The organism is Paenirhodobacter huangdaonensis (assembly GCF_004022465.1).
GTDB lineage: Bacteria > Pseudomonadota > Alphaproteobacteria > Rhodobacterales > Rhodobacteraceae > Rhodobacter > Rhodobacter huangdaonensis.
In genome coordinates this window covers 108,978-127,484 of record NZ_SAVA01000003.1, presented here as the reverse complement: position 1 = coordinate 127,484, position 18,507 = coordinate 108,978, and the positions used below count along the sequence as shown (strand labels likewise).

The following is an 18,507-nucleotide window of genomic DNA, read 5'->3' as shown; positions in this document are numbered from 1 at the left end:
GATGCGGCAAATCTTCTCTTGCTGAAAGTGTCGGATGTGTGGTCTTTGGCGAAAGATTGTTGCGAGGAGAGAATCATGACCGCTCACGGCACGTCCCGTCCCTATCGCTCGGTGCTCTATATCCCCGGCTCGAAGGAGCGCGCGCTCGAGAAGGCCACGGGCCTCGCCTGCGACGCGATCATCTTCGACCTCGAGGATGCGGTGGCCGTCGACGAGAAGGTGAATGCCCGCGCGATCCTGGCGAAGGCGCTGAAAGAGGCGGATTACGGTGCGCGGACGCGCATCGTGCGGGTCAACGGGCTCGACACCGACTGGGGCCGCGACGACCTGCGCGCCTTTGCCGCTGCGATCCGCGAGGGCGCCAAGGTCGACGCGATCCTGATCCCGAAGGTGTCGCGCAAATCCGACCTCGACGCGGTCGCCGATCTGATCCCGGGCGTGCCGCTCTGGGCGATGATGGAGACCGCGCTCGGCATGCTGAACGCGGCCGAGATCGCCGCGCATCCGCGGCTCGAGGGCATGGTGATGGGCACCAACGACCTCGCGAAGGAACTGCAGAGTCGCTTCCGCGCCGACCGCCTGCCGATGATGGCCGGGCTCGGCACCTGCCTGCTTGCCGCCAAGGCCTTCGGCAAGATCATCGTCGACGGCGTCTACAACGCCTTCAAGGACGAGGACGGGCTGAAAGTCGAATGCGACCAGGGCCGCGACATGGGCTTTGACGGCAAGACCCTGATCCACCCCGCCCAGCTCGCGATCGCGAATGCGGCCTTCGCCCCCTCGGCGGCCGAGATCGACCTCGCCGAGCGCCAGATCGCCGCCTTCGAGGAAGCCGAGAAAGCCGGGCTCGGTGTCGCGGTCGTGGATGGAAAGATCGTCGAAAACCTGCATATCGTGACGGCGCGGCAGATCCTCGCCAAGGCGGAGGCGATTGCCGCTCTGGGCAACTGAAAGGCAATCACATGGCGCTTCTGGTCCTCGGTCTCCTGCTGTGGAGCCTGCCGCATCTGGCGAAACGGATCTTCCCGGGCTTTTCCCGGGCCCTTGGCGCGGCGGAACGGCCGGCAGTCACCGCGGCGATCGTCGTCGGCGTGGTGCTGATGGTGATCGGCTACCGCTCGTGGTTCGGCACCACCTACTGGGTGCGCACCCCGGCGCTGGCGGGCATCAACAACCTGCTGATGCTGGTCGCGGTCTATCTTTTCGCCGCGGCCGGGATGAAGACCTGGGTCGCGCGACACTATCGGCACCCGATGCTGACCGGGATGCTGATCTGGTCGCTCGCGCATCTGCTGGTGAATGGCGACACGCCGAGCTTCGTGCTCTTTGGCGGGCTCGGGCTCTGGGCGCTGGTCGAGATCGTGCTGACCAACCGCACGAAATGGGTGCCGCCCGCCGCCACCGGCGGGGCGCGCAAGGAAGCGATGGCGGTGCTTGGCACGGTCATCGTCTATGGGGCGATTGCCGGGCTGCATTACGCGGCCGGCTATCCGACATTCGGGTGATGCGATGAAACTCTATCGTCTGCTGACCGAGGACGACACCTCGGCCTTCTGCCACAAGGTCTCGCTGGCGCTGTCGAAAGGCTGGGAGCTGCACGGCTCGCCCGCCTATGGCTTCGATGCCGCGAAGGGGGTGATGCGCTGTGCACAGGCGGTCACCAAGGACGTGCCGGGCAAGGACTATGACCCCGAGATGAAGCTGGGAGAGCAATGATGGCGAAGACCAATCCGGGCCGTTTCTTCGAGGATTACAAGGTCGGGCAGGTGATCCGCCACGCCGTGCCGCGCACCGTGGCCGAGGGCGAGCGGGCGCTCTATCACGCGCTCTACCCGGCGCGTCATGCGCTTTACTCCTCGGACGAATTCGCCGCGGCCTCGGGGCTCGACGGCAGCCCGCTTGATGACCTGATCGCCTTCCACGTGGTCTTCGGCAAGACCGTGCCGGACGTGTCGCTGAACGCTGTCGCCAATCTCGGCTATGCCGAGGGGCGCTGGCTGAAGCCGGTCTGGCCGGGCGACACGCTGCGCTCGGAAAGCGAGGTGATCGGCGTCAAGGAGAACTCGAACGGCAAGTCGGGCGTCGTCTATGTCCGCACCCGCGGGCTGAACCAGATGGACGAGGTCGTGCTCGACTATGTCCGCTGGGTGATGGTGCGCAAGGGCGACCTCTCGGCGCCGGCGCCCGAAACGGTGCTGCCCGCGCTGCAAAAGGTGGTGCCGGCCGAGGATCTGGTGGTGCCCGAGGGGCTCGATTTCAGCGACTATGACTTCGGTCTGGCCGGCGAGCCGCATCGCTGGGGCGATTACGAGATCGGCGAGAAGATCGACCACGTCGACGGCGTGACGATCGAGGAGGCCGAGCACATGATCGCCACCCGGCTGTGGCAGAACACCGCCAAGGTGCATTTCGACGCCACCTTCCGCGACGACGGCAAGCGGCTGATCTATGGCGGCCACGTGATCTCGATGGCGCGGGCGCTGTCGTTCAACGGTCTTGCCAATGCGCAGATGATCGTCGCGCTGAACGGCGGCGCGCACGCCAACCCCTGCTTTGCCGGCGACACCGTCAGGGCCTGGTCCGAGGTGCTCGACAAGGCCGAGACCGACGCCCCGGGCGTCGGTGCGATCCGGTTGCGGCTGGTCGCGGTCAAGCAGGGCGCGGCCGAATTCGCGCTGAAGGGCGAAGACGGCAAATACGCGCCCGAGGTGCTGCTCGATCTCGACTATTGGGCGCTGATGCCGATGTGATCCGAAAGGAAAACGCCCGGCCCCTTGCGGGGTCAGGGCTTTTTCTTGGCCCAAATACTCAAATCCCGCGTGCGCCGCGGGCACGACGGCGGGGCTCAGGCGCCGCCGTTTTCCTTCATCCAGGCCGCGATCAGCGGCCATTCCTCGACGAGCGTCCGGCTGCCCATGAAGAGCCCGATATGCCCGCCCGGCACCAGCTTCTTGGTGATCTTCTCCTTCGGCGTGCCAAGAAGATCGCGCGCCGCAAAGACCTGTTCCTTGGTGGTGATGTCGTCTGAGGCCCCCGCCAGCAGATAGGCGGGGCAGGTGATGTCCTTCAGCTGCAGCTTCTGCCCAAGCCCGCTGAACGTGCCCTTGGCGAAGAGGTTTTTCTTGAACAGCAGGTCGATCGCCTGGAGGTAATAGCGCCCGGGCAGGTCGACGGGGTTCTCGTACCAGCGCTCGAAGGTCTCGGTGCGTTTGATATAGTTGCGGTCGTCGAGATGGGCGTAAAGATCGAGGTACTTCTCCACGAACTGCTTGTCGGGGTGCATGTTCTTCCAGCCCGCCAGCATGTTCGCCCCCATCATCCGGCCGCCGCCCGCGGTGACGAGCTCTTCATAGAAGGACAGCGGCAGCCGGTGCGCCATCGCCCGGATCGGCCCGTGCCCGGCGTCGGTGTCGATCGGCGCGCCGGCAAGCACCAGCGCGGCGACCTTCTCGGGGAAGCGCGCCGCGAACATCGCGCTCATCCAGCCGCCCTGGCACAGGCCGACAAGGATCACCCGGCCGCCAAGGTCGTCGACCGCGACATTGAGCTCGGCCAGATACTTGTCGATGTCGAAATCGCGCATCTCCTCGGTGGCGGTCTTCCAGTCCGTCACCAGCACCCGGCCGATGCCGTTCGCCAGCAGCGTGGCGGCAAGGCTCTGCCCCGGGGCGAAATCGGCGATGGTCGCGTTGTGCCCGGCAAAGGGGGCGTCGACCAGCACCGGCACACCTGTCGCGCCCTCGGCCGAGAAGTCGCGCAGCCGCATCGTATCGAGATCGAGCCGCACCCGGTTCTTCGTCGCCCAGCCGGGCTGCGGCGGGTGGTCGATCTTCTCGGCGAGGTCGACGAATTTCAGGTTCCGGCGAAAGGCGTCGAGCCCTGCCTCGCCCAGTTCGATCCCCGCCGCCATCGGCCAGAAGAAGGGAACGGAATGTTCATGCACGGGGGTCTTGGTTGCGGTTTCGGTCATCGCCGGCTCCTTTCGGGCAAGTGCGTTTCCGTCCTGGAATGCTGGGCGCAACACGCTGCGGTTGCAAGGGGCAGGGCCGCATTCCGTACCGTCGCTCGCTGAGTCGTGTGAGCGCAATCACGTGATCACGCGCTGAAAATTTGTGATCACGAAGCGCTTTTTTTGCGCGTTTCCCGGCCCGAAAGCGACAATTCGCGAATCTGGGCTCGTGACTTGGGCGAAATATGCGCTATTCAGGAGGCGCAATTCCGGCCAGCCCCGCCCGCGCCAGCCGCCCTCGACCGGCGCGCCAACGGGGCCCAGCGACAGAGGGACCCAAAATGGCTGAAACGAAACGGGTTGAACGGCCCCTTTCCCCCTTCATGTTCGGACAGTATTATCGCCCGCAGATGACCTCGATGTCGTCGATCCTGACCCGGATCACCGGCAACGCCCTCATCGCAAGCGCGCTTCTCGCGGTCTGGTGGCTGCTCGCGGCGACCACGAGCCCCGGCTATTTCGACTTCGTGAACGCGATCGTCACCTCCTGGTTCGGCGATCTGGTGTTCACGCTCTCGGCCTGGGCGGTGTGGTATCACTATCTCGCCGGCCTGCGTCACCTCTACTTCGACGCCGGCAAGGGCCTCGAGATCGAGACCGCCGAGAAGCTCGGCTGGGCCTGCATCATCGGGTCGGTGGTTCTGACCATCATCACCGTCATCATCGTCATGGTCTGAGGAGGCATTCATGCATTACCTGACCGATCGCAAACGCGCCGTGGGCAAGGGTGCCTCCCATACCGGCACCGAGCACCACTGGTACATGACGGTTTCGGCCGTCGCGCTGGCCTTCCTCGTGCCGGTCTTCCTGATCGTCTTCGGCCGTGCCCTCGGGCAGAGCCAGGAAGGCGTGATCGCGACCTTCTCGCGCCCCTTCCCGGCGATCTTGACCGCGCTGGTCGTGGTCGTGGGGATGCGCCACTTCGCCAAGGGCGCGCAGATGATGATCGAAGACTACACCGCCGGCATGACGCGCAAGGTGCTGGTCATCGCGGCCTATTCCGTGGCCTATCTGGTGATCGCCGTGGCGCTTTATGCGCTGGCGAAGATGACCTTCCTCGGCGTCGTGCTCGGCGCGATGAACTGAATACGGGACGACACAAATGGCAGCTTATCCTTACGAGACGCATCACTATGACGTCGTGGTGGTCGGTGCCGGCGGCGCGGGCCTGCGCGCGACGCTGGGCATGGCCGAACAGGGCCTGCGTACCGCCTGCGTGACCAAGGTCTTCCCGACCCGTTCGCACACCGTGGCGGCGCAGGGCGGCATCGCCGCCTCGCTTTCGAACATGGGCCCGGACAACTGGCAGTGGCACCTCTATGACACCGTCAAGGGCTCCGACTGGCTCGGTGACACCGACGCGCAGGAATACATGGTGCGCGCCGCCCCGGCCGCGGTCTATGAACTCGAACACTACGGCGTGCCGTTCTCGCGCACCGAAGAGGGCAAGATCTATCAGCGCCCGTTCGGCGGCCACACCACCGAATTCGGCGAAGGCCCGCCGGTGCAGCGCACCTGCGCCGCGGCCGACCGCACCGGCCACGCGATCCTGCACACGCTCTACGGCCAGTCGCTGAAGAACAACGCGGAATTCTACATCGAGTATTTCGCGCTCGACCTGCTGATGAGCGAAGACGGCAAGACCTGCGAGGGCGTGCTGTGCTGGAAGCTCGACGACGGCACCTTCCACGTCTTCGCCGCGAAGATGGTCGTGCTGGCGACGGGCGGCTATGGCCGCGCCTATTTCTCGGCGACCTCGGCGCATACCTGCACCGGCGACGGCGGCGGCATGGTGGCGCGCGCGGGGCTCGCGCTGCAGGACATGGAATTCGTGCAGTTCCACCCGACCGGCATCTACGGCTCGGGCTGCCTGATCACCGAAGGTGCGCGCGGCGAGGGCGGGTATCTGACCAACTCCGAAGGCGAGCGCTTCATGGAGCGCTATGCGCCCCATTACAAGGATCTGGCCTCGCGTGACGTCGTCTCGCGCTGCATGACGATCGAGATCCGCGAAGGTCGCGGCGTGGGCGAGCACAAGGACCACATCTTCCTGAACCTCTCGCACCTGCCGAAGGAAGCGCTGGCCGAACGTCTGCCGGGGATCTCGGAATCGGCGAAGATCTTCGCCGGCGTCGATGTGACCAAGGAGCCGATCCCGGTGCTGCCGACCGTGCACTACAACATGGGCGGCATCCCGACGAACTACTGGGGCGAGGTCATCAACCCGACTGCCGAGAACCAGGATGCCGTCGTTCCGGGCCTGATGGCCGTGGGCGAGGCGGGCTGTGCCTCGGTGCACGGGGCGAACCGTCTCGGCTCGAACTCGCTCATCGACCTCGTGGTCTTCGGCCGCGCCGCCGCGATCCGCGCCGGCGAGGTCATCGACCGGGAGAAGGCGATCCCGACGCCGGCGAAATCGGCAATCGACAAGGCCTTCGACCGCTTCGACGGGCTGCGCTACGCCAAGGGCTCGGTGCCCACGGCCGCGCTGCGTCTCGAGATGCAGAAGACCATGCAGTCGGACGCTGCGGTGTTCCGCACCGACAAGTCCCTGGCCGAGGGCGTGGTCAAGATGACCGCCGTCGCCGAGAAGATGAACGACCTGCACGTCACCGACCGGTCGCTGATCTGGAACTCGGACCTGATGGAAACGCTCGAGCTGACCAACCTGATGCCGAACGCCCTGGCGACGATCGTCGGTGCCGAGGCGCGCAAGGAAAGCCGCGGCGCGCATGCGCACGAGGACTATCCGGACCGCGACGACGTGAACTGGCGCAAGCACTCGATCATGCGCGTGCACGGCGCGACGGTGGACCTCAGCTATCGCGCGGTCCACGTCAATCCGCTGACGCCGCAGGACGAGGGCGGGATCGAGCTGAAGAAGATCGCGCCGAAGGCGCGCGTCTACTGATGCGCGGTCTTTCGCTCCTTGCGGCGGCGGCCCTGTCGGCCTGCACGATGGGGCAGAGCGCCGAGGAAGTCGCGCGCGCTCAGGCCAAATCGGTGGTCAACGGGGTGGTGGCGCAGAAGATGCCGGGGGTGAACGCCGCCCCCGTCACCGACTGCATCATCGACAACGCCTCGATGGGCGAGGTTTACAGCATCGCCAAGGGGGCGGTCGTCGGCGTCAGCGCCGACACCGTCTCGACGGTGATGACCATTGCGCAGCGCCCCGCGACGATGTCGTGCATCGCGCGCAACGGGCTCGGCGTGCTGTGAGGGGAGCGATGGAGCGGAGCCGCGAGATGACGGGGCAGGGGGTGCGGCGGTTGCCGTGGCTGGCCTGCGTCGCGCTCGCGCCGCTTCTGGCCGGCTGCGGGCCCGTGCCCGTCGAGCAGGCCGAGGCGCAGTGCTTCCGCCAGGTCGTGCCGGAACCTCCGGTTTCGGGCGAAGCCGGCATCGGCATGACCAGTTCCGGCCCGCGCACCACCGCCAAGGTGCGGCTCAATCTCGGGCTGCGCACGCAAGGAGACCCGTCAGCGGCCTATGACCGCTGCGTCTATCAGAGATCCGGCCGCATGCCGACGCGGCCGCTTTACGCCAGAACCGACTGGAGAGGGTGAAAACCATGGTTCAGTTCAAGCTTCCGAAGAATTCGCAGATCCGCGTCGGCAAGACCTGGCCGAAGCCGGAAGGCGCCAAGAATGTGCGCAAGTTCCAGATCTATCGCTGGGATCCGGACACCGGGGAGAACCCGCGCGTCGACAGCTATTTCCTGGACATGGACAAATGCGGTCCGATGGTCCTCGACGCGCTGATCAAGATCAAGAACGAGATCGACCCGACGCTGACCTTCCGCCGCTCCTGCCGTGAAGGCATCTGCGGCTCCTGCGCGATGAACATCGACGGGATCAACACGCTCGCCTGCATCTATGGTCTCGACGAGATCAAGGGCGACACCGTCAAGATCAACCCGCTGCCGCACATGCCGGTGGTGAAGGACCTGATCCCGGATCTGACGCATTTCTACGCGCAGCACGCCTCGATCATGCCGTTCCTGCAGACCAAGACCAACGTTCCCGAGAAGGAATGGCGCCAGTCGATCGAGGACCGCCGCAAGCTCGACGGTCTTTACGAATGCGTGATGTGCGCCAGCTGCTCGACCTCCTGCCCGAGCTACTGGTGGAACTCGGACCGCTACCTCGGCCCGGCGGCGCTGCTCCATGCCTATCGCTGGATCATCGACAGCCGCGACGAGGCGACGGCCGAGCGTCTCGACGCGCTCGAGGATCCGTTCAAGCTCTATCGCTGCCACACCATCATGAACTGCACCAAGACCTGCCCGAAGGGGCTGAACCCGGCGAAGGCGATCGCCGAGATCAAGCGGCTGATGGTCAGCCGTCAGGTCTGAGGCGGCACCACACGATCGGGGCCCCGGAGCGATCCGGGGCCCCTGCCTGTCCGGGGTGTGACGATTTGCTGCACTGCAGCATCTGCATGGCACCCTTGCGCCCGCGCCCCTTCCCAGGCGCCCCCCGATCCCCTACATGGACCGGCAGGGAGGAACTCAATCCGACCACAGGAGAGTTCCATGTCGAAGATCGTCAAATTCGTGAAGGCGTCCGAACGCGAAAAGGCCGAAGAGGCGCTGCGGGTTCTGGATCAGGCCTATGCCTATTACATCCCCGAAGACGAGGTCTCGGCCACCGCGGCGATCGCCGCCGTCGAAACCCCGATCGAACAGATGTTCGGGTATTACTCGGCCGCCTGAGCGCACCGACCGATGTCGAAACCGAAGCCCCGGGCGTCGCGCCGGGGCTTTTGTTTTGCCGGGGCCATGGCAGGATAAGGCACCAGCCAAGGAGCCGCGATGAAACTCTCCCGTCCAGACCATGCCGCCCCCGCCGATGCCGCCGCGCGACGGGCGATCCCGCCGGTGATCTGCTATCCCGTCGAGACCCTGCCGCACCCCGACGTGGCGGGCTATCGCGCCGTGCGCCCCGGCTGGGACCTGATCGACGAGGTGATCGTGCCGCCGCGCGAGGCGCGGGTCTTCGAGGTGCCGGCCGGGCATTTCTTCCGCATCACCTCGATCGAGGGGCCGCAGGTGGGCGATCTGAACCTGTGGCATGCCGCGGATCTGAGCGAACGCTTCTATTCCGGCAAGACCCGCGCGCTGCATGGCACGCATCTGAGCACCGGCGATCAGCTCTGGTCCTCGCTGCCCCACCTGCGACCGATGGCGACGATCACCGAGGACACGCTCGACTGGTACGGTTTCGACGCATATGGCGGCTCGGTGCATGACGTGATCGGCACCCGCTGTGACCCCTATACCCATCAACTGCTGTCGGGCGGCGAGACCTACCACCATTGCTGCCACTCGAACCTGACCCGGGCGCTCGCAGCGGCGCGCGGGCTGAGCCTTGCCGAGGCCGAACGCCATGTCCACGACGTGCTCAATGTCTTCATGTGCACGGGCTTCACCCGCGATACCGGGCAGTATTTCATGAAGGCAAGCCCGGTGCGGCCGGGCGACTTCCTCGAATTCTTCGCCGAGATCGACCTCACCGGCGCGCTCTCGGCCTGCCCGGGCGGCGACTGTTCCTCGGAGCACAGCTCTGACGCTGCAGCCTGCCATCCGCTGAAGATTGAGATCTACCGCCCGCAACAGGCACCGGCCGGCTGGGCACCGCCTGCGCCGAGCGGGTATGATCGCAGCCACGGAGCGGATCTCGGCTGAGGCCGGGCAGGGGGGCTGTCTGCCCCCCTCCCGGCCTGCGGCCGGTTCACCCCCCGAGGATATTTGCAGCAATTGGAAGCCGGGAAGGTTCGGCCGCTGCTTCCAATTGCCTCAAATATCCCGGGGGTGAGGCCCGTCAGGGCCGAGGGGGCAGCGCCCCCTCCGCGCCATCCGTGTCGCGCAATTCCGTTTCCAGGAAGCGCTCGAAGGCGTCGAGGTCGATCGGTTCGAGCTGGCCGAAGCTCTGGATCCAGGTGACCGCGCCCGCCATCGCCGCGGGTTCGAGCTTGCACCATTTCACCCGGCCGCGCTTTTCCTGCGAGATCAGCCCGGCCTCGGCGAGGATGGCGAGGTGCTTCGAGATCGCCGCGAGCGACATCTCGAAGGGCTCGGCGACGTCGGTCACCGCCATGTCGTCCTCGAGCAGCATGGTCAGGATCGCGCGGCGCGTGGGGTCGGCCAGCGCGGCGAAGACGGCGTCGAGGGGGGCGTTGGCCGAGGGTCTCATCGCCCTGTGATGGGCCGGGGGTGGAAAAACGTCAACCGGAAGGTTGAATATGCGATTTTCCCGTCGCGCCGGGCGGGGCGGGTGCCGGGCCGCGAAATGATTCCGGAAATGCTTTCCAAACAATGGGTTGGAGTGCGTCCTGATCGGCGCTAACGGCGTTGACTCACAGGGCGGTGAAGTCTATCAAGGCCCGAAGTTGTTGCGGGGGAGCCGATGACCAACCGTCCCTCGGACCGGCACGATCCCGAGCGCCTTGCCGTGCTGGAGCGTCGCCTGGCCGAGCTGCGCAAGGAAAAGGCTCCGAAGCCCGCGGCGGATGACAAGTTCCGTCAGGCCGACATGGCGTGGCGGATGGTGATCGAGATGGTTGCGGGGCTGGGGATCGGCTTCGGCATCGGATTTGGGCTCGACGCGCTCGCGGGAACGAAGCCTTGGCTGATGCTGGTGTTCACGCTCCTTGGTCTCGTGGCGGGGATCCGGGTGATGATCCGCTCCGCCGAAGAGATGAACAAGAAGGCACATGCGGCGGCCCCGGCCTCCGATGCAGAGGGAAAATAGACGTGGCGGAAGAAGCGAGCGAAGGTCTGGCGTTCCATCCGATGGAACCTTTCAAGATCCATCCCCTGTTCGGGGACGGGGCGATCCATTGGTACACGCCGACCAACGTCACGCTGTGGATGGCGATCGGGCTGATCTGCATGGCGCTTCTGCTCGTCGTCGGCACCCGTGGCCGCGCCATCATCCCGTCGCGGATGCAGTCGCTCGCCGAGCTCGTCTACGGCTTCATCCACAAGATGGTCGAAGATGTGACCGGCAAGGAAGGGCTGAAGTTCTTCCCCTACATCTTCACCCTGTTCCTGTTCATCGTCTTCTCGAACTTCCTCGGCCTGATCCCGCTCTCGTTCACGCCGACCGCGCATATCGCCGTCACCGGCGTGCTGGCGATCCTGGTCTTCGTCACCGTGACCGTCGTCGGCTTCGTGAAGAACGGCACCCATTTCCTCGGCCTGTTCTGGGTCAGCTCGGCGCCGCTCGTGCTGCGTCCGGTCCTCGCGGTGATCGAGGTGATCTCCTACTTCGTGCGTCCGGTCAGCCACTCGATCCGACTTGCGGGCAACATGATGGCCGGCCACGCCGTGATCGAGGTCTTCGCGGGCTTCGCGCCGGTGATCCTGATGTCGGCCGCCGTCGGCGTGCTGGTCACCCCGCTCTCGGTCCTCGCGGTCACCGCGATGTACGGGCTCGAAGTGATCGTCGCCCTCGTGCAGGCCTATGTCTTCACCATCCTCACCTGCGTCTATCTGAAAGACGCGCTGCATCCGGGCCACTGAGGCCCGGGACGCAGACGAGACCACCCTTACAACCTTTCCAATCCTCAAGGAGCATCCCAATGGAAGGCAGCATTTCGGAATTCGGTCAATACCTCGGCGCGGGCCTGGCCTGCATCGGCCTGGCGGGCGCCGCCATGGGTGTTGGCAACGTCGCCGGCAACTTCCTGAACGGCGCGCTGCGCAACCCGTCGGCCGCCGCCGGCCAGACCGCCACGCTGTTCATCGGCATGGCCTTCGCCGAAGCTCTGGGCATCTTCGCGTTCCTCGTCGCCCTGCTGCTGCTGTTCGCGGTCTGATCCCTGATCCAATCCTTTCGGTCGGATGGGTCCGCACGCGGGCCCATCCGGTTATCTGAGGGTCCAGGGGGACGATATGGAAACTGAACAGCAAGTGGCCGAGATGGCGGGTGATGCGGCGCATGGTGCCGCGGCCGCCGTGCCGATGCCGCAGCTTGATCTTTCGACCTTCCCGAACCAGATCTTCTGGCTCTGCGTTGCGCTGGTCGTGATCTACTGGATGCTTTCGCGCATCGCCCTGCCGCGGATCTCCGCGGTTCTGGCCGATCGTCAGAGCACCATCGCCGGCGATATCGCCGCCGCCGAGGACTACAAGCTGAAGGCGAAGGACGCCGAGGCCGCCTATGAAAAGGCGCTCGCGGATGCCCGGGCCCAGGCACAGAAGATCATCGCGGAAACCAAGGCCGAGATCCAGAAGGACCTCGACGTGGCGATCGCACGGGCCGATACCGAGATCGCCAAGCGCGCCGCGGAATCGGAAGGCCGGATCAACGAGATCCGCGCCGGGGCGCTCGAGGCGGTGGAAGCCGTCGCGCGCGATGCCGCGGCCGAGATCGTCGTCGCGTTCGGCGGGCAGGCCGACACCGGGGCGCTTGCCTCGGCCGTCAGCGCACGGGTGAAGGGCTGAGACCATGAAAAAACTCACGCTTCTTCTCATCCTCGCCGCCTCGCCGGCGCTCGCCTCCGAGGAAGGGCCGTTCTTCTCGCTGCGCAACCCGAACTTCGTGGTGCTGATCGCCTTCCTTCTGTTCGTGGCGATCATCGTCAAGTTCAAGGTTCCGGCGCTGCTCGGCTCCCTGCTCGACAAGCGCGCCGACACGATCAAGTCCGAGCTCGACGAGGCCCGCGCGCTGCGCGAGGAAGCTCAGTCGATCCTTGCCTCCTACGAGCGCAAGGCGCGTGAGGTCCAGGCCCAGGCCGAGGGCATCGTGGTGGCCGCGAAGCGCGATGCGCAGGCGGCGGCGGAGGATGCCAAGGCCGAGCTGCAGGCCTCGATCGCCCGTCGTCTGAAGGCGGCCGAGGAGCAGATCGCTTCGACCGAAGCATCGGCGCTGAAGGACGTCAAGGACCGTGCCGTGCAGGTGGCGATTGCCGCTGCGGGCGAGGTTCTCGCCGGTCAGATGACGGCCGACCGCAAGGCCGGGCTGATCGACAGCGCGATCTCTGAGGTGCAGGCCCGGCTCAACTGAGACGAGCCGACCGAAAACCGAAAACCCGGCTGCGAGGCCGGGTTTTTTCATGTCCGGGCGGTGGCGCCGGGGCGCCTCAGCCGGTCTTCTCCGCCTCGTGACGCAGGCGCATCTGCGCCAGCATCTCGTTGCGCTCGGCCTTGCGTTGTTCGGTCAGCGCCTTTTCGACGAATTCCATGTGCCCGGCCACCGCCGCCCGTGCCGCCGCCCCGTCGCGCGCCTGGATCGCGGCGTTGATCGCGCGGTGCTGCTCCAGCAGCGCGTCGCGCGTGGGGCGATTGCGGAACATGATCTGGCGGTTGTAGAACACGCCTTCCTGCAGCAGCTCGAACATCGCGCGCATCATGTGCAGGGTGATGACATTGTGTCCGGCCTCGACGATCGCCATGTGGAACTGTGCATCGAGCGCGGCCTCGTCTGCCGGGTTGCGCTTCGCATGGGCGGCTTCCATGCGCTGGAAGAGGGTGTCGATCACCCGCAGGTCGGTGTCCGAGGCAAGCCGCGCGGCCCGCTCGGCCGCCAGCCCCTCGAGGTCGCGCCGGAACGAGAGATAGTCGAACACCGCCTGCTCGTCGCGCGCGAACAGCCGGATCAGCGCCGGCGAGAAGGCCGAGCCGAGCACGTCGGCAACGAAGATGCCCGAACCCGCGCGGGTGGTCAGAAGGCCTTCTTCCTGCAGCTCGGCCACCGCCTCGCGCAGCGAGGGGCGCGAAACGGCCAGGCGCTCGGACAGTTCGCGCTCGGAGGGCAGCCGTTCGCCGGGCCGCAGGATGCCCTGCAGGATCAGGCCTTCGATCTGGCGCACGACGGCCGAGGCGAGCTTTTCGGATTCAATTTTCTGGAACGGCATTTCTTCCCCCCGTTGGTCAAGATGTATGACCACATCCGGGGGCGGGCAATGGGGGACGCAGCAAAAAAGGCCGGGGCGGGGGCCCCGGCCTTTGCTCGCACTGTCTTGCCGCTCAGTTGTTCGGGCGGATGATGAACTCGACACGGCGGTTTTGCGCGCGGCCCTCGACGGTGAGGTTCGAGGCGACCGGCTGATCCTCGCCGCGGCCATAGGCGACGAGGCGGGAGCGCGGCACGCCGGCGCCGATCAGGATCTGCGCGACGGAATCGGCGCGCTGCTGCGACAGACGCTGGTTGTAGTTCGCGTCGCCGGTGTTGTCGGTGTGGCCCACCACCTCGACCGTGGTGTCGGGATAGCGGTTCAGGCTGCCCGCGAGGGTGTAGAGGTCGCGCTGCAGATCGCCACGCACCACCGAGCTGTCCGTGGCGAAAAGCACGTCCTGCGGCATGGTGACGACGAGCTGCGAGCCGGTGTTGACCACCGAGACGCCGTTGGTGTCGAGGTCGCGGCGCAGTTCCTGCGCCTGCTTGTCAAGCTGGTTGCCGATCGCGCCGCCGATCAGCCCGCCGATCATCGCGCCGGTCGCGGCCTTCGCCAGCTTGTCGTCGCCGCGCCGGGTCGCGCCGAAGACGCCGCCGATCAGCGCGCCGGTGATCGCGCCCGAGTTGCGTTTGGCGTTCGGGTCGGTCGAGGCGTCATAGCCCGGGCCGTAGGTGTCGGTGCAGGCGGTCAGGCCGATCAGGCCGGCGGCCGCGACGAGGAAGGGGATGTTCTTCTTCATGTCCGTGCTCTCGCGTGGGAATGCGCCCTTGAGGCGTCTCACCCGTTCTACGCGATCCCCCGGGATTTGTTCCATCCGATCTGTGCGGGTGGCGGTTCTTTGCCCATCACTTCTGGGCGAGGCACAACAGCGCCGGGGCGATGCCGGCCTCGCGCCGTGCCGCCTCGCGCGCCAGCATCGCGCGCTTGACCGGCAGGCCCCAGTGATAGCCCCCAAGCCCGCCCGACTTGCGCAAGGCGCGGTGGCAGGGGATCAGGTAGCTGATCGGGTTGCGCCCGACCGCGGTGCCGACAGCGCGCACCGCCGCAGGATTGCCGATCCGTGCAGCGATCTCGGAATAGGTCGTCACCTCGCCCGAGGGGATGGCAAGCAGCGCCTCCCAGACCTTGATCTGGAAGGGGGCACCGATCAGCGTCAGCGCCGCCTCGCCGCGGCCGCCGAGCGCCGCCTCGACCCAGGGCCGGATCGCGTCGGCCTCCTCGCGCAGCGTGGCGCCGGGCCAGCGCGCCGCCATGTCGGCGAAGGCCGCGTCAAAACCGGTCTCGGCGGTGAAGGCGAGGCCGCACAGGCCGCGCGCGGTGGCGAAGGCCAGCGCCTCGCCGAAGGGCGAGGGGAAGCGGCCCCAGCGGATCGTCAGCCCGCCGCCGCCTGCGGCGAATTCACCCGGGGTCATTGCCTCCCAGCGAAGGAAGAGATCATGCAGCCGCGACGGGCCGGAGAGGCCCGCACTGGCGGCGACCTCCTCGAGCGGCAGGCGTTCGGCCAGCAGCTCGCGCGCCAGATCGAGCGACAGGTATTGCTGATAGCGCTTCGGCGAGACCCCGACCCAGGCCGAGAACACACGCTGGAAATGCGCGGGCGAGAAGCCGAGCCGGGCCGCCAGATCGGTCAGCGGCAGCTCGCGCCGGTGCCCGCCCGCGGCCGCCTCGGCCCGGGCCGCGTCGATCTCGTGCAGCGCGCGCGAGATGACGCGGTAGTGGTAATCCTGCCGCTGCGCCTCGGCATCGGCGTCGGTCAGGGCGGCGGGGGGCAGGGCGGCGGGGGGAAGGGCAGTGTCGGACATCGGCGGGCTCGGGTCAGGACGGGACAACCGATCCTATCCCGAGGCAGCGCGCCGACGCGACCCGAAAGCTGCGCTTTCGGCGTCTCAGGCGGCGATCACCCGGCGCCGCGCATTGCGGGCGCGGCAGAACATCTCGACCTCCCAGCGTTCGAGCCAGGACCGCGCCGCCTCGGCATGGGCCTCGGCAAGGCGCGGGCGCAAGGTCATGCGCAGCTCGGCCGGCAGCAGCGCCGCATAGGCGGCGTCGAGTTGCACCGAACTCACCCAGATCCCGTTCGCCAGCACGATTTCGGGCGCATCGAACAGCAGGGTGTAGAGCGACTGCCGCCCCTCGAGGCGCGGGGCGGTGCAGATCTCGGCGACGCGGCCGAACATCTCGCCCTCGGTGAACCAGAATTTCAGCTCGGGGCCGGCGAGCAGGATGCCAAGCCCGGGCGAGGCGATGGTCTCGTGCTCGGGATGGGTCGGGCCGAAGGCCGCGGCGGATATCCGCAGCGGGCGCGACACCGCGGGCGCGCGCAGCGGCATCACATGATGGCCGAGCCAGACCAGCGGCCTCAGCCCGTGGTCGCGGGTGAGGATCTCGTCGCCCGGGCGCAGCCAGTCGATCGCCTGCGGCCCGTCGGCGGTGGCGATCATCGTGCCGGGGCCGAGGGCGGGCAGGCGGGCGATCTCCTCGGGGCCGGCGGCGCGGCCGGCGGTGGCGGGATGCGGCAGCTCGGCATAGTCGGCGCCGGAAGCGAGCGGTTCGGAGGCAATGAAGAGGCAGGGCTGCCCGTCGATGTCGATCCGCTCGAGCCGCAGCATCCGCCCGCTTGCCGCGCGCAGCAGCAGCGGCAGCTCGGACGAGGCGATCCCGCTGGTGATGGGGCGGTCGAGCGCGTCGCGCAGCTCGGCCCCGTCTTCGGTCTGGACCAGCCGCCACAGCATCGTGCCCGGATCGAAGCCGGGGGCCAGCGACCAGACCTTGCGCTGCGGGTCGAAGCTGAGCGCCGACACCGGGTAGCCAACCTGCATCATCCTCTCCTGCCGTCTTGCGCGCCGATTCCCAGCCGATCTTCGCGCAACAGAGAAAATGTCGGGTTAACGGCACCGCCCCGGCGCGAAATTTCCCGGCCCTGGCACAGCCCCCTTGCCGGCGCGGGGCGGGGCGGGCAGAAGGGGGCATGGCACGCCAGTTCGACTATGAAACCATGCAGCAGGTGTTCCGCCGCTTCGCGGCGGCCGAGCCCAACCCGAAGGGGGAGCTCGAGCACACCAACGCCTTCACCCTGCTCGTCGCGGTGGCGCTTTCGGCGCAGGCGACGGATGCGGGGGTGAACAAGGCCACCCGCAGCCTGTTCCCGATCGCCGACACGCCCGCAAGGATGCTTGCCCTCGGCGAGGAGGGGCTGATCGAACACGTCAAGACCATCGGCCTGTTCCGGCAGAAGGCGAAGAACGTGATGAAGCTCAGCGCGATCCTCGTCGAGCGCTTCGGTGGCGAGGTGCCGTCCTCGCGCGCCGCGCTGATGAGCCTTCCGGGGGTGGGGCGCAAGACCGCGAATGTGGTGCTGAACATCTGGTTCCACTATCCCGCGCAGGCGGTCGACACCCATATCTTCCGCATCGGCAACCGCACCGGCATCTGCCCGGGCAAGGATGTCGAGGCGGTCGAGCGCGCGATCGAGGACAACGTGCCCGTCGAATTCCAGCAACACGCACATCACTGGCTGATCCTGCATGGCCGCTACATCTGCACCGCGCGCAAGCCGCGCTGCGCTGATTGCCTGATCCGCGACCTGTGCGCCTTCGAGGAGAAAACCGCGTGAAGAACTATCAGGTTGTCGGCATCGGCAACGCCATCGTCGATGTCATCGCGCAATGCGACGACAGCTTCCTCGAGCTGATGGGCATCGAGAAGGGCATCATGCAGCTGATCGAGCGCGAGCGCGCCGAGGTGCTCTATGCCGCGATGCGCGAGCGCACGCAGGCGCCGGGCGGCTCGGTCGGCAACACCATCGCCGGGCTCGGCAATCTCGGCCTCGACACTGCCTTCATCGGGCGGGTGCGCGACGATGCGCTTGGCCGCTTCTACGAGGCGGCACTGCAGGGCGAGGGCACGGGCTTTCCGAACCCGCCGGTCGCCGCGGCCGAGCTGCCGACCTCGCGCTCGATGATCTTCGTCACCCCGGACGGCGAGCGCTCGATGAACACCTATCTCGGCATCTCGGCCGAGGTTTCGACCGAGGACGTGCCGCTCGAGGTGGTGGAAAACACCGAGATCCTGTTCCTCGAGGGATATCTCTTCGACAAGGACTACGGCAAGGCGGCGTTCCTGAAGGCCGCGCAGGGCTGCCACCGCGGCGGCGGCAAGGCGGGGATCGCACTGTCGGACCCGTTCTGCGTCGACCGTCACCGCGCAAGCTTCCGCCGTCTGGTGGCCGAGGAGATGGATTACGTCATCGGCAATCAGCACGAGTGGGAATCGCTCTATCAGACCGATCTCGAGACGGCGCTGGCGCAGGCGTCGTCGGAGTGCGGGCTGGTGGTCTGCACCCGCTCGGGCGCCGATGTGGTGCTGATCCGCGGCGCGGAGCGGGTCGAGGTGCCGGTGCACCGCGTGGTGCCGGTCGATGCGACCGGGGCGGGCGATCAGTTCGCGGCGGGGTTCCTTTATGGCTATGCCACCGGGCAGAGCCTGCAGGTGGCGGGCGCCATGGGCTGCGTCGCCGCGGCCGAGGTCATCAGCCATTACGGCGCGCGTCCCGAAAGCGACATCAAGGCGCTGTTCCGGGCGAAGGGCCTGATCTGAGC

25 protein-coding genes are annotated in these 18,507 nt (G+C 67.0%); 19 read left to right on the top strand and 6 right to left on the bottom strand.

Annotated features, from left to right (window positions below; genetic code table 11):
* Window positions 1–75 precede the first annotated feature (75 nt).
* From EOW66_RS06170 to EOW66_RS06155, 4 genes are read left to right on the top strand one after another with little or no spacing between them, the layout of a single operon-like run.
* Window positions 76–951, top strand: coding sequence for an HpcH/HpaI aldolase/citrate lyase family protein (locus EOW66_RS06170; protein ID WP_128155563.1), 876 nt, complete (start codon window positions 76–78; stop codon window positions 949–951).
* A gap of 11 nt (window positions 952–962) precedes the next feature.
* A complete protein-coding gene (locus EOW66_RS06165) occupies window positions 963–1,505 on the top strand; it encodes an NnrU family protein (RefSeq protein ID WP_128155562.1) in 543 nt (180 codons plus the stop codon).
* Window positions 1,506–1,509: 4 nt separating this feature from the next.
* Window positions 1,510–1,716, top strand: coding sequence for a DUF1737 domain-containing protein (locus EOW66_RS06160; RefSeq protein WP_128155561.1), 207 nt, complete (start codon window positions 1,510–1,512; stop codon window positions 1,714–1,716).
* Entirely contained in the window at window positions 1,716–2,750 is a 1,035-nt protein-coding gene (locus EOW66_RS06155; RefSeq protein WP_128155560.1) for a MaoC family dehydratase, read from the top strand. Before EOW66_RS06160 ends, EOW66_RS06155 begins: the two co-directional genes overlap by 1 nt.
* Before the next feature lie 95 nt (window positions 2,751–2,845).
* Here the strand turns inward: EOW66_RS06155 and EOW66_RS06150 are convergent, their stop codons facing one another.
* Window positions 2,846–3,970, bottom strand: a complete 1,125-nt coding sequence (locus tag EOW66_RS06150) for an alpha/beta fold hydrolase (protein ID WP_128155559.1) — start codon at window positions 3,968–3,970, stop codon at window positions 2,846–2,848.
* Between the two features lie 320 nt (window positions 3,971–4,290).
* Between EOW66_RS06150 and sdhC the strand changes: the two genes are divergently transcribed.
* From sdhC to EOW66_RS06110, 8 genes are all read left to right on the top strand, one after another.
* Entirely contained in the window at window positions 4,291–4,686 is a 396-nt protein-coding gene (gene sdhC / locus EOW66_RS06145; RefSeq protein WP_113899535.1) for a succinate dehydrogenase, cytochrome b556 subunit, read from the top strand.
* A gap of 10 nt (window positions 4,687–4,696) precedes the next feature.
* Complete coding sequence (gene sdhD / locus EOW66_RS06140) at window positions 4,697–5,095, top strand: succinate dehydrogenase, hydrophobic membrane anchor protein (RefSeq protein WP_128155558.1); 399 nt, start codon at window positions 4,697–4,699, stop codon at window positions 5,093–5,095.
* Window positions 5,096–5,111: 16 nt separating this feature from the next.
* Window positions 5,112–6,920: a succinate dehydrogenase flavoprotein subunit gene (sdhA, locus tag EOW66_RS06135; RefSeq protein WP_128155557.1), complete on the top strand. Its 1,809-nt coding sequence runs from the start codon at window positions 5,112–5,114 to the stop codon at window positions 6,918–6,920.
* Window positions 6,920–7,228 (top strand): succinate dehydrogenase, encoded by a 309-nt coding sequence (locus EOW66_RS06130; RefSeq protein WP_113899538.1) that lies wholly within the window; start codon window positions 6,920–6,922, stop codon window positions 7,226–7,228. Before sdhA ends, EOW66_RS06130 begins: the two co-directional genes overlap by 1 nt.
* A 26-nt stretch (window positions 7,229–7,254) precedes the next feature.
* A complete protein-coding gene (locus EOW66_RS06125) occupies window positions 7,255–7,572 on the top strand; it encodes a hypothetical protein (protein ID WP_164881043.1) in 318 nt (105 codons plus the stop codon).
* Between the two features lie 5 nt (window positions 7,573–7,577).
* Entirely contained in the window at window positions 7,578–8,360 is a 783-nt protein-coding gene (locus EOW66_RS06120; protein WP_128148069.1) for a succinate dehydrogenase iron-sulfur subunit, read from the top strand.
* Between the two features lie 180 nt (window positions 8,361–8,540).
* Window positions 8,541–8,720 (top strand): hypothetical protein, encoded by a 180-nt coding sequence (locus tag EOW66_RS06115; protein ID WP_128155555.1) that lies wholly within the window; start codon window positions 8,541–8,543, stop codon window positions 8,718–8,720.
* 99 nt (window positions 8,721–8,819) lie between these two features.
* Window positions 8,820–9,692 (top strand): urea carboxylase-associated family protein, encoded by an 873-nt coding sequence (locus EOW66_RS06110; protein WP_128155554.1) that lies wholly within the window; start codon window positions 8,820–8,822, stop codon window positions 9,690–9,692.
* 136 nt (window positions 9,693–9,828) lie between these two features.
* Here EOW66_RS06110 and EOW66_RS06105 read toward each other — a convergent pair whose 3' ends face one another.
* Window positions 9,829–10,200: an ArsR/SmtB family transcription factor gene (locus tag EOW66_RS06105; RefSeq protein ID WP_128155553.1), complete on the bottom strand. Its 372-nt coding sequence runs from the start codon at window positions 10,198–10,200 to the stop codon at window positions 9,829–9,831.
* A 213-nt stretch (window positions 10,201–10,413) separates the two neighbouring features.
* Here EOW66_RS06105 and EOW66_RS06100 point away from each other — a divergent pair, with 213 nt between their 5' ends.
* The 5 genes from EOW66_RS06100 to EOW66_RS06080 all read left to right on the top strand — a co-directional run bounded on the left by EOW66_RS06100 (window position 10,414) and on the right by EOW66_RS06080 (window position 13,017).
* Window positions 10,414–10,758 (top strand): AtpZ/AtpI family protein, encoded by a 345-nt coding sequence (locus tag EOW66_RS06100; protein WP_128155552.1) that lies wholly within the window; start codon window positions 10,414–10,416, stop codon window positions 10,756–10,758.
* A 2-nt stretch (window positions 10,759–10,760) separates the two neighbouring features.
* A complete protein-coding gene (locus tag EOW66_RS06095) occupies window positions 10,761–11,531 on the top strand; it encodes a F0F1 ATP synthase subunit A (protein ID WP_275402042.1) in 771 nt (256 codons plus the stop codon).
* Between the two features lie 59 nt (window positions 11,532–11,590).
* A complete protein-coding gene (locus EOW66_RS06090) occupies window positions 11,591–11,827 on the top strand; it encodes a F0F1 ATP synthase subunit C (protein ID WP_113899546.1) in 237 nt (78 codons plus the stop codon).
* A 76-nt stretch (window positions 11,828–11,903) separates the two neighbouring features.
* Window positions 11,904–12,455 carry a F0F1 ATP synthase subunit B' gene (locus EOW66_RS06085; RefSeq protein ID WP_128155551.1) on the top strand — a complete coding sequence of 184 codons (552 nt, stop codon included), beginning with the start codon at window positions 11,904–11,906 and terminating at the stop codon, window positions 12,453–12,455.
* A 4-nt stretch (window positions 12,456–12,459) separates the two neighbouring features.
* A complete protein-coding gene (locus EOW66_RS06080) occupies window positions 12,460–13,017 on the top strand; it encodes a F0F1 ATP synthase subunit B (RefSeq protein WP_128155550.1) in 558 nt (185 codons plus the stop codon).
* Between the two features lie 76 nt (window positions 13,018–13,093).
* Here EOW66_RS06080 and EOW66_RS06075 read toward each other — a convergent pair whose 3' ends face one another.
* The 4 genes from EOW66_RS06075 to EOW66_RS06060 all read right to left on the bottom strand — a co-directional run bounded on the left by EOW66_RS06075 (window position 13,094) and on the right by EOW66_RS06060 (window position 16,728).
* Complete coding sequence (locus EOW66_RS06075; protein ID WP_128155549.1) at window positions 13,094–13,867, bottom strand: FadR/GntR family transcriptional regulator; 774 nt, start codon at window positions 13,865–13,867, stop codon at window positions 13,094–13,096.
* Between the two features lie 112 nt (window positions 13,868–13,979).
* Complete coding sequence (locus EOW66_RS06070) at window positions 13,980–14,648, bottom strand: OmpA family protein (protein ID WP_128155548.1); 669 nt, start codon at window positions 14,646–14,648, stop codon at window positions 13,980–13,982.
* Window positions 14,649–14,754: 106 nt separating this feature from the next.
* A complete protein-coding gene (locus EOW66_RS06065) occupies window positions 14,755–15,666 on the bottom strand; it encodes a methylated-DNA--[protein]-cysteine S-methyltransferase (protein ID WP_164881061.1) in 912 nt (303 codons plus the stop codon).
* A 129-nt stretch (window positions 15,667–15,795) separates the two neighbouring features.
* Window positions 15,796–16,728 (bottom strand): Hint domain-containing protein, encoded by a 933-nt coding sequence (locus EOW66_RS06060; protein ID WP_164881042.1) that lies wholly within the window; start codon window positions 16,726–16,728, stop codon window positions 15,796–15,798.
* A 149-nt stretch (window positions 16,729–16,877) separates the two neighbouring features.
* Between EOW66_RS06060 and nth the strand changes: the two genes are divergently transcribed.
* Complete coding sequence (gene nth, locus EOW66_RS06055; protein ID WP_128155545.1) at window positions 16,878–17,522, top strand: endonuclease III; 645 nt, start codon at window positions 16,878–16,880, stop codon at window positions 17,520–17,522.
* The gene (locus EOW66_RS06050) at window positions 17,519–18,505 is read left to right on the top strand and encodes an adenosine kinase (RefSeq protein ID WP_128155544.1); all 987 of its coding nucleotides are present in this window, start codon (window positions 17,519–17,521) and stop codon (window positions 18,503–18,505) included. The genes nth and EOW66_RS06050 overlap by 4 nt, the downstream gene beginning before the upstream one ends.
* The last annotated feature ends 2 nt before the right edge of the window (window positions 18,506–18,507 follow it).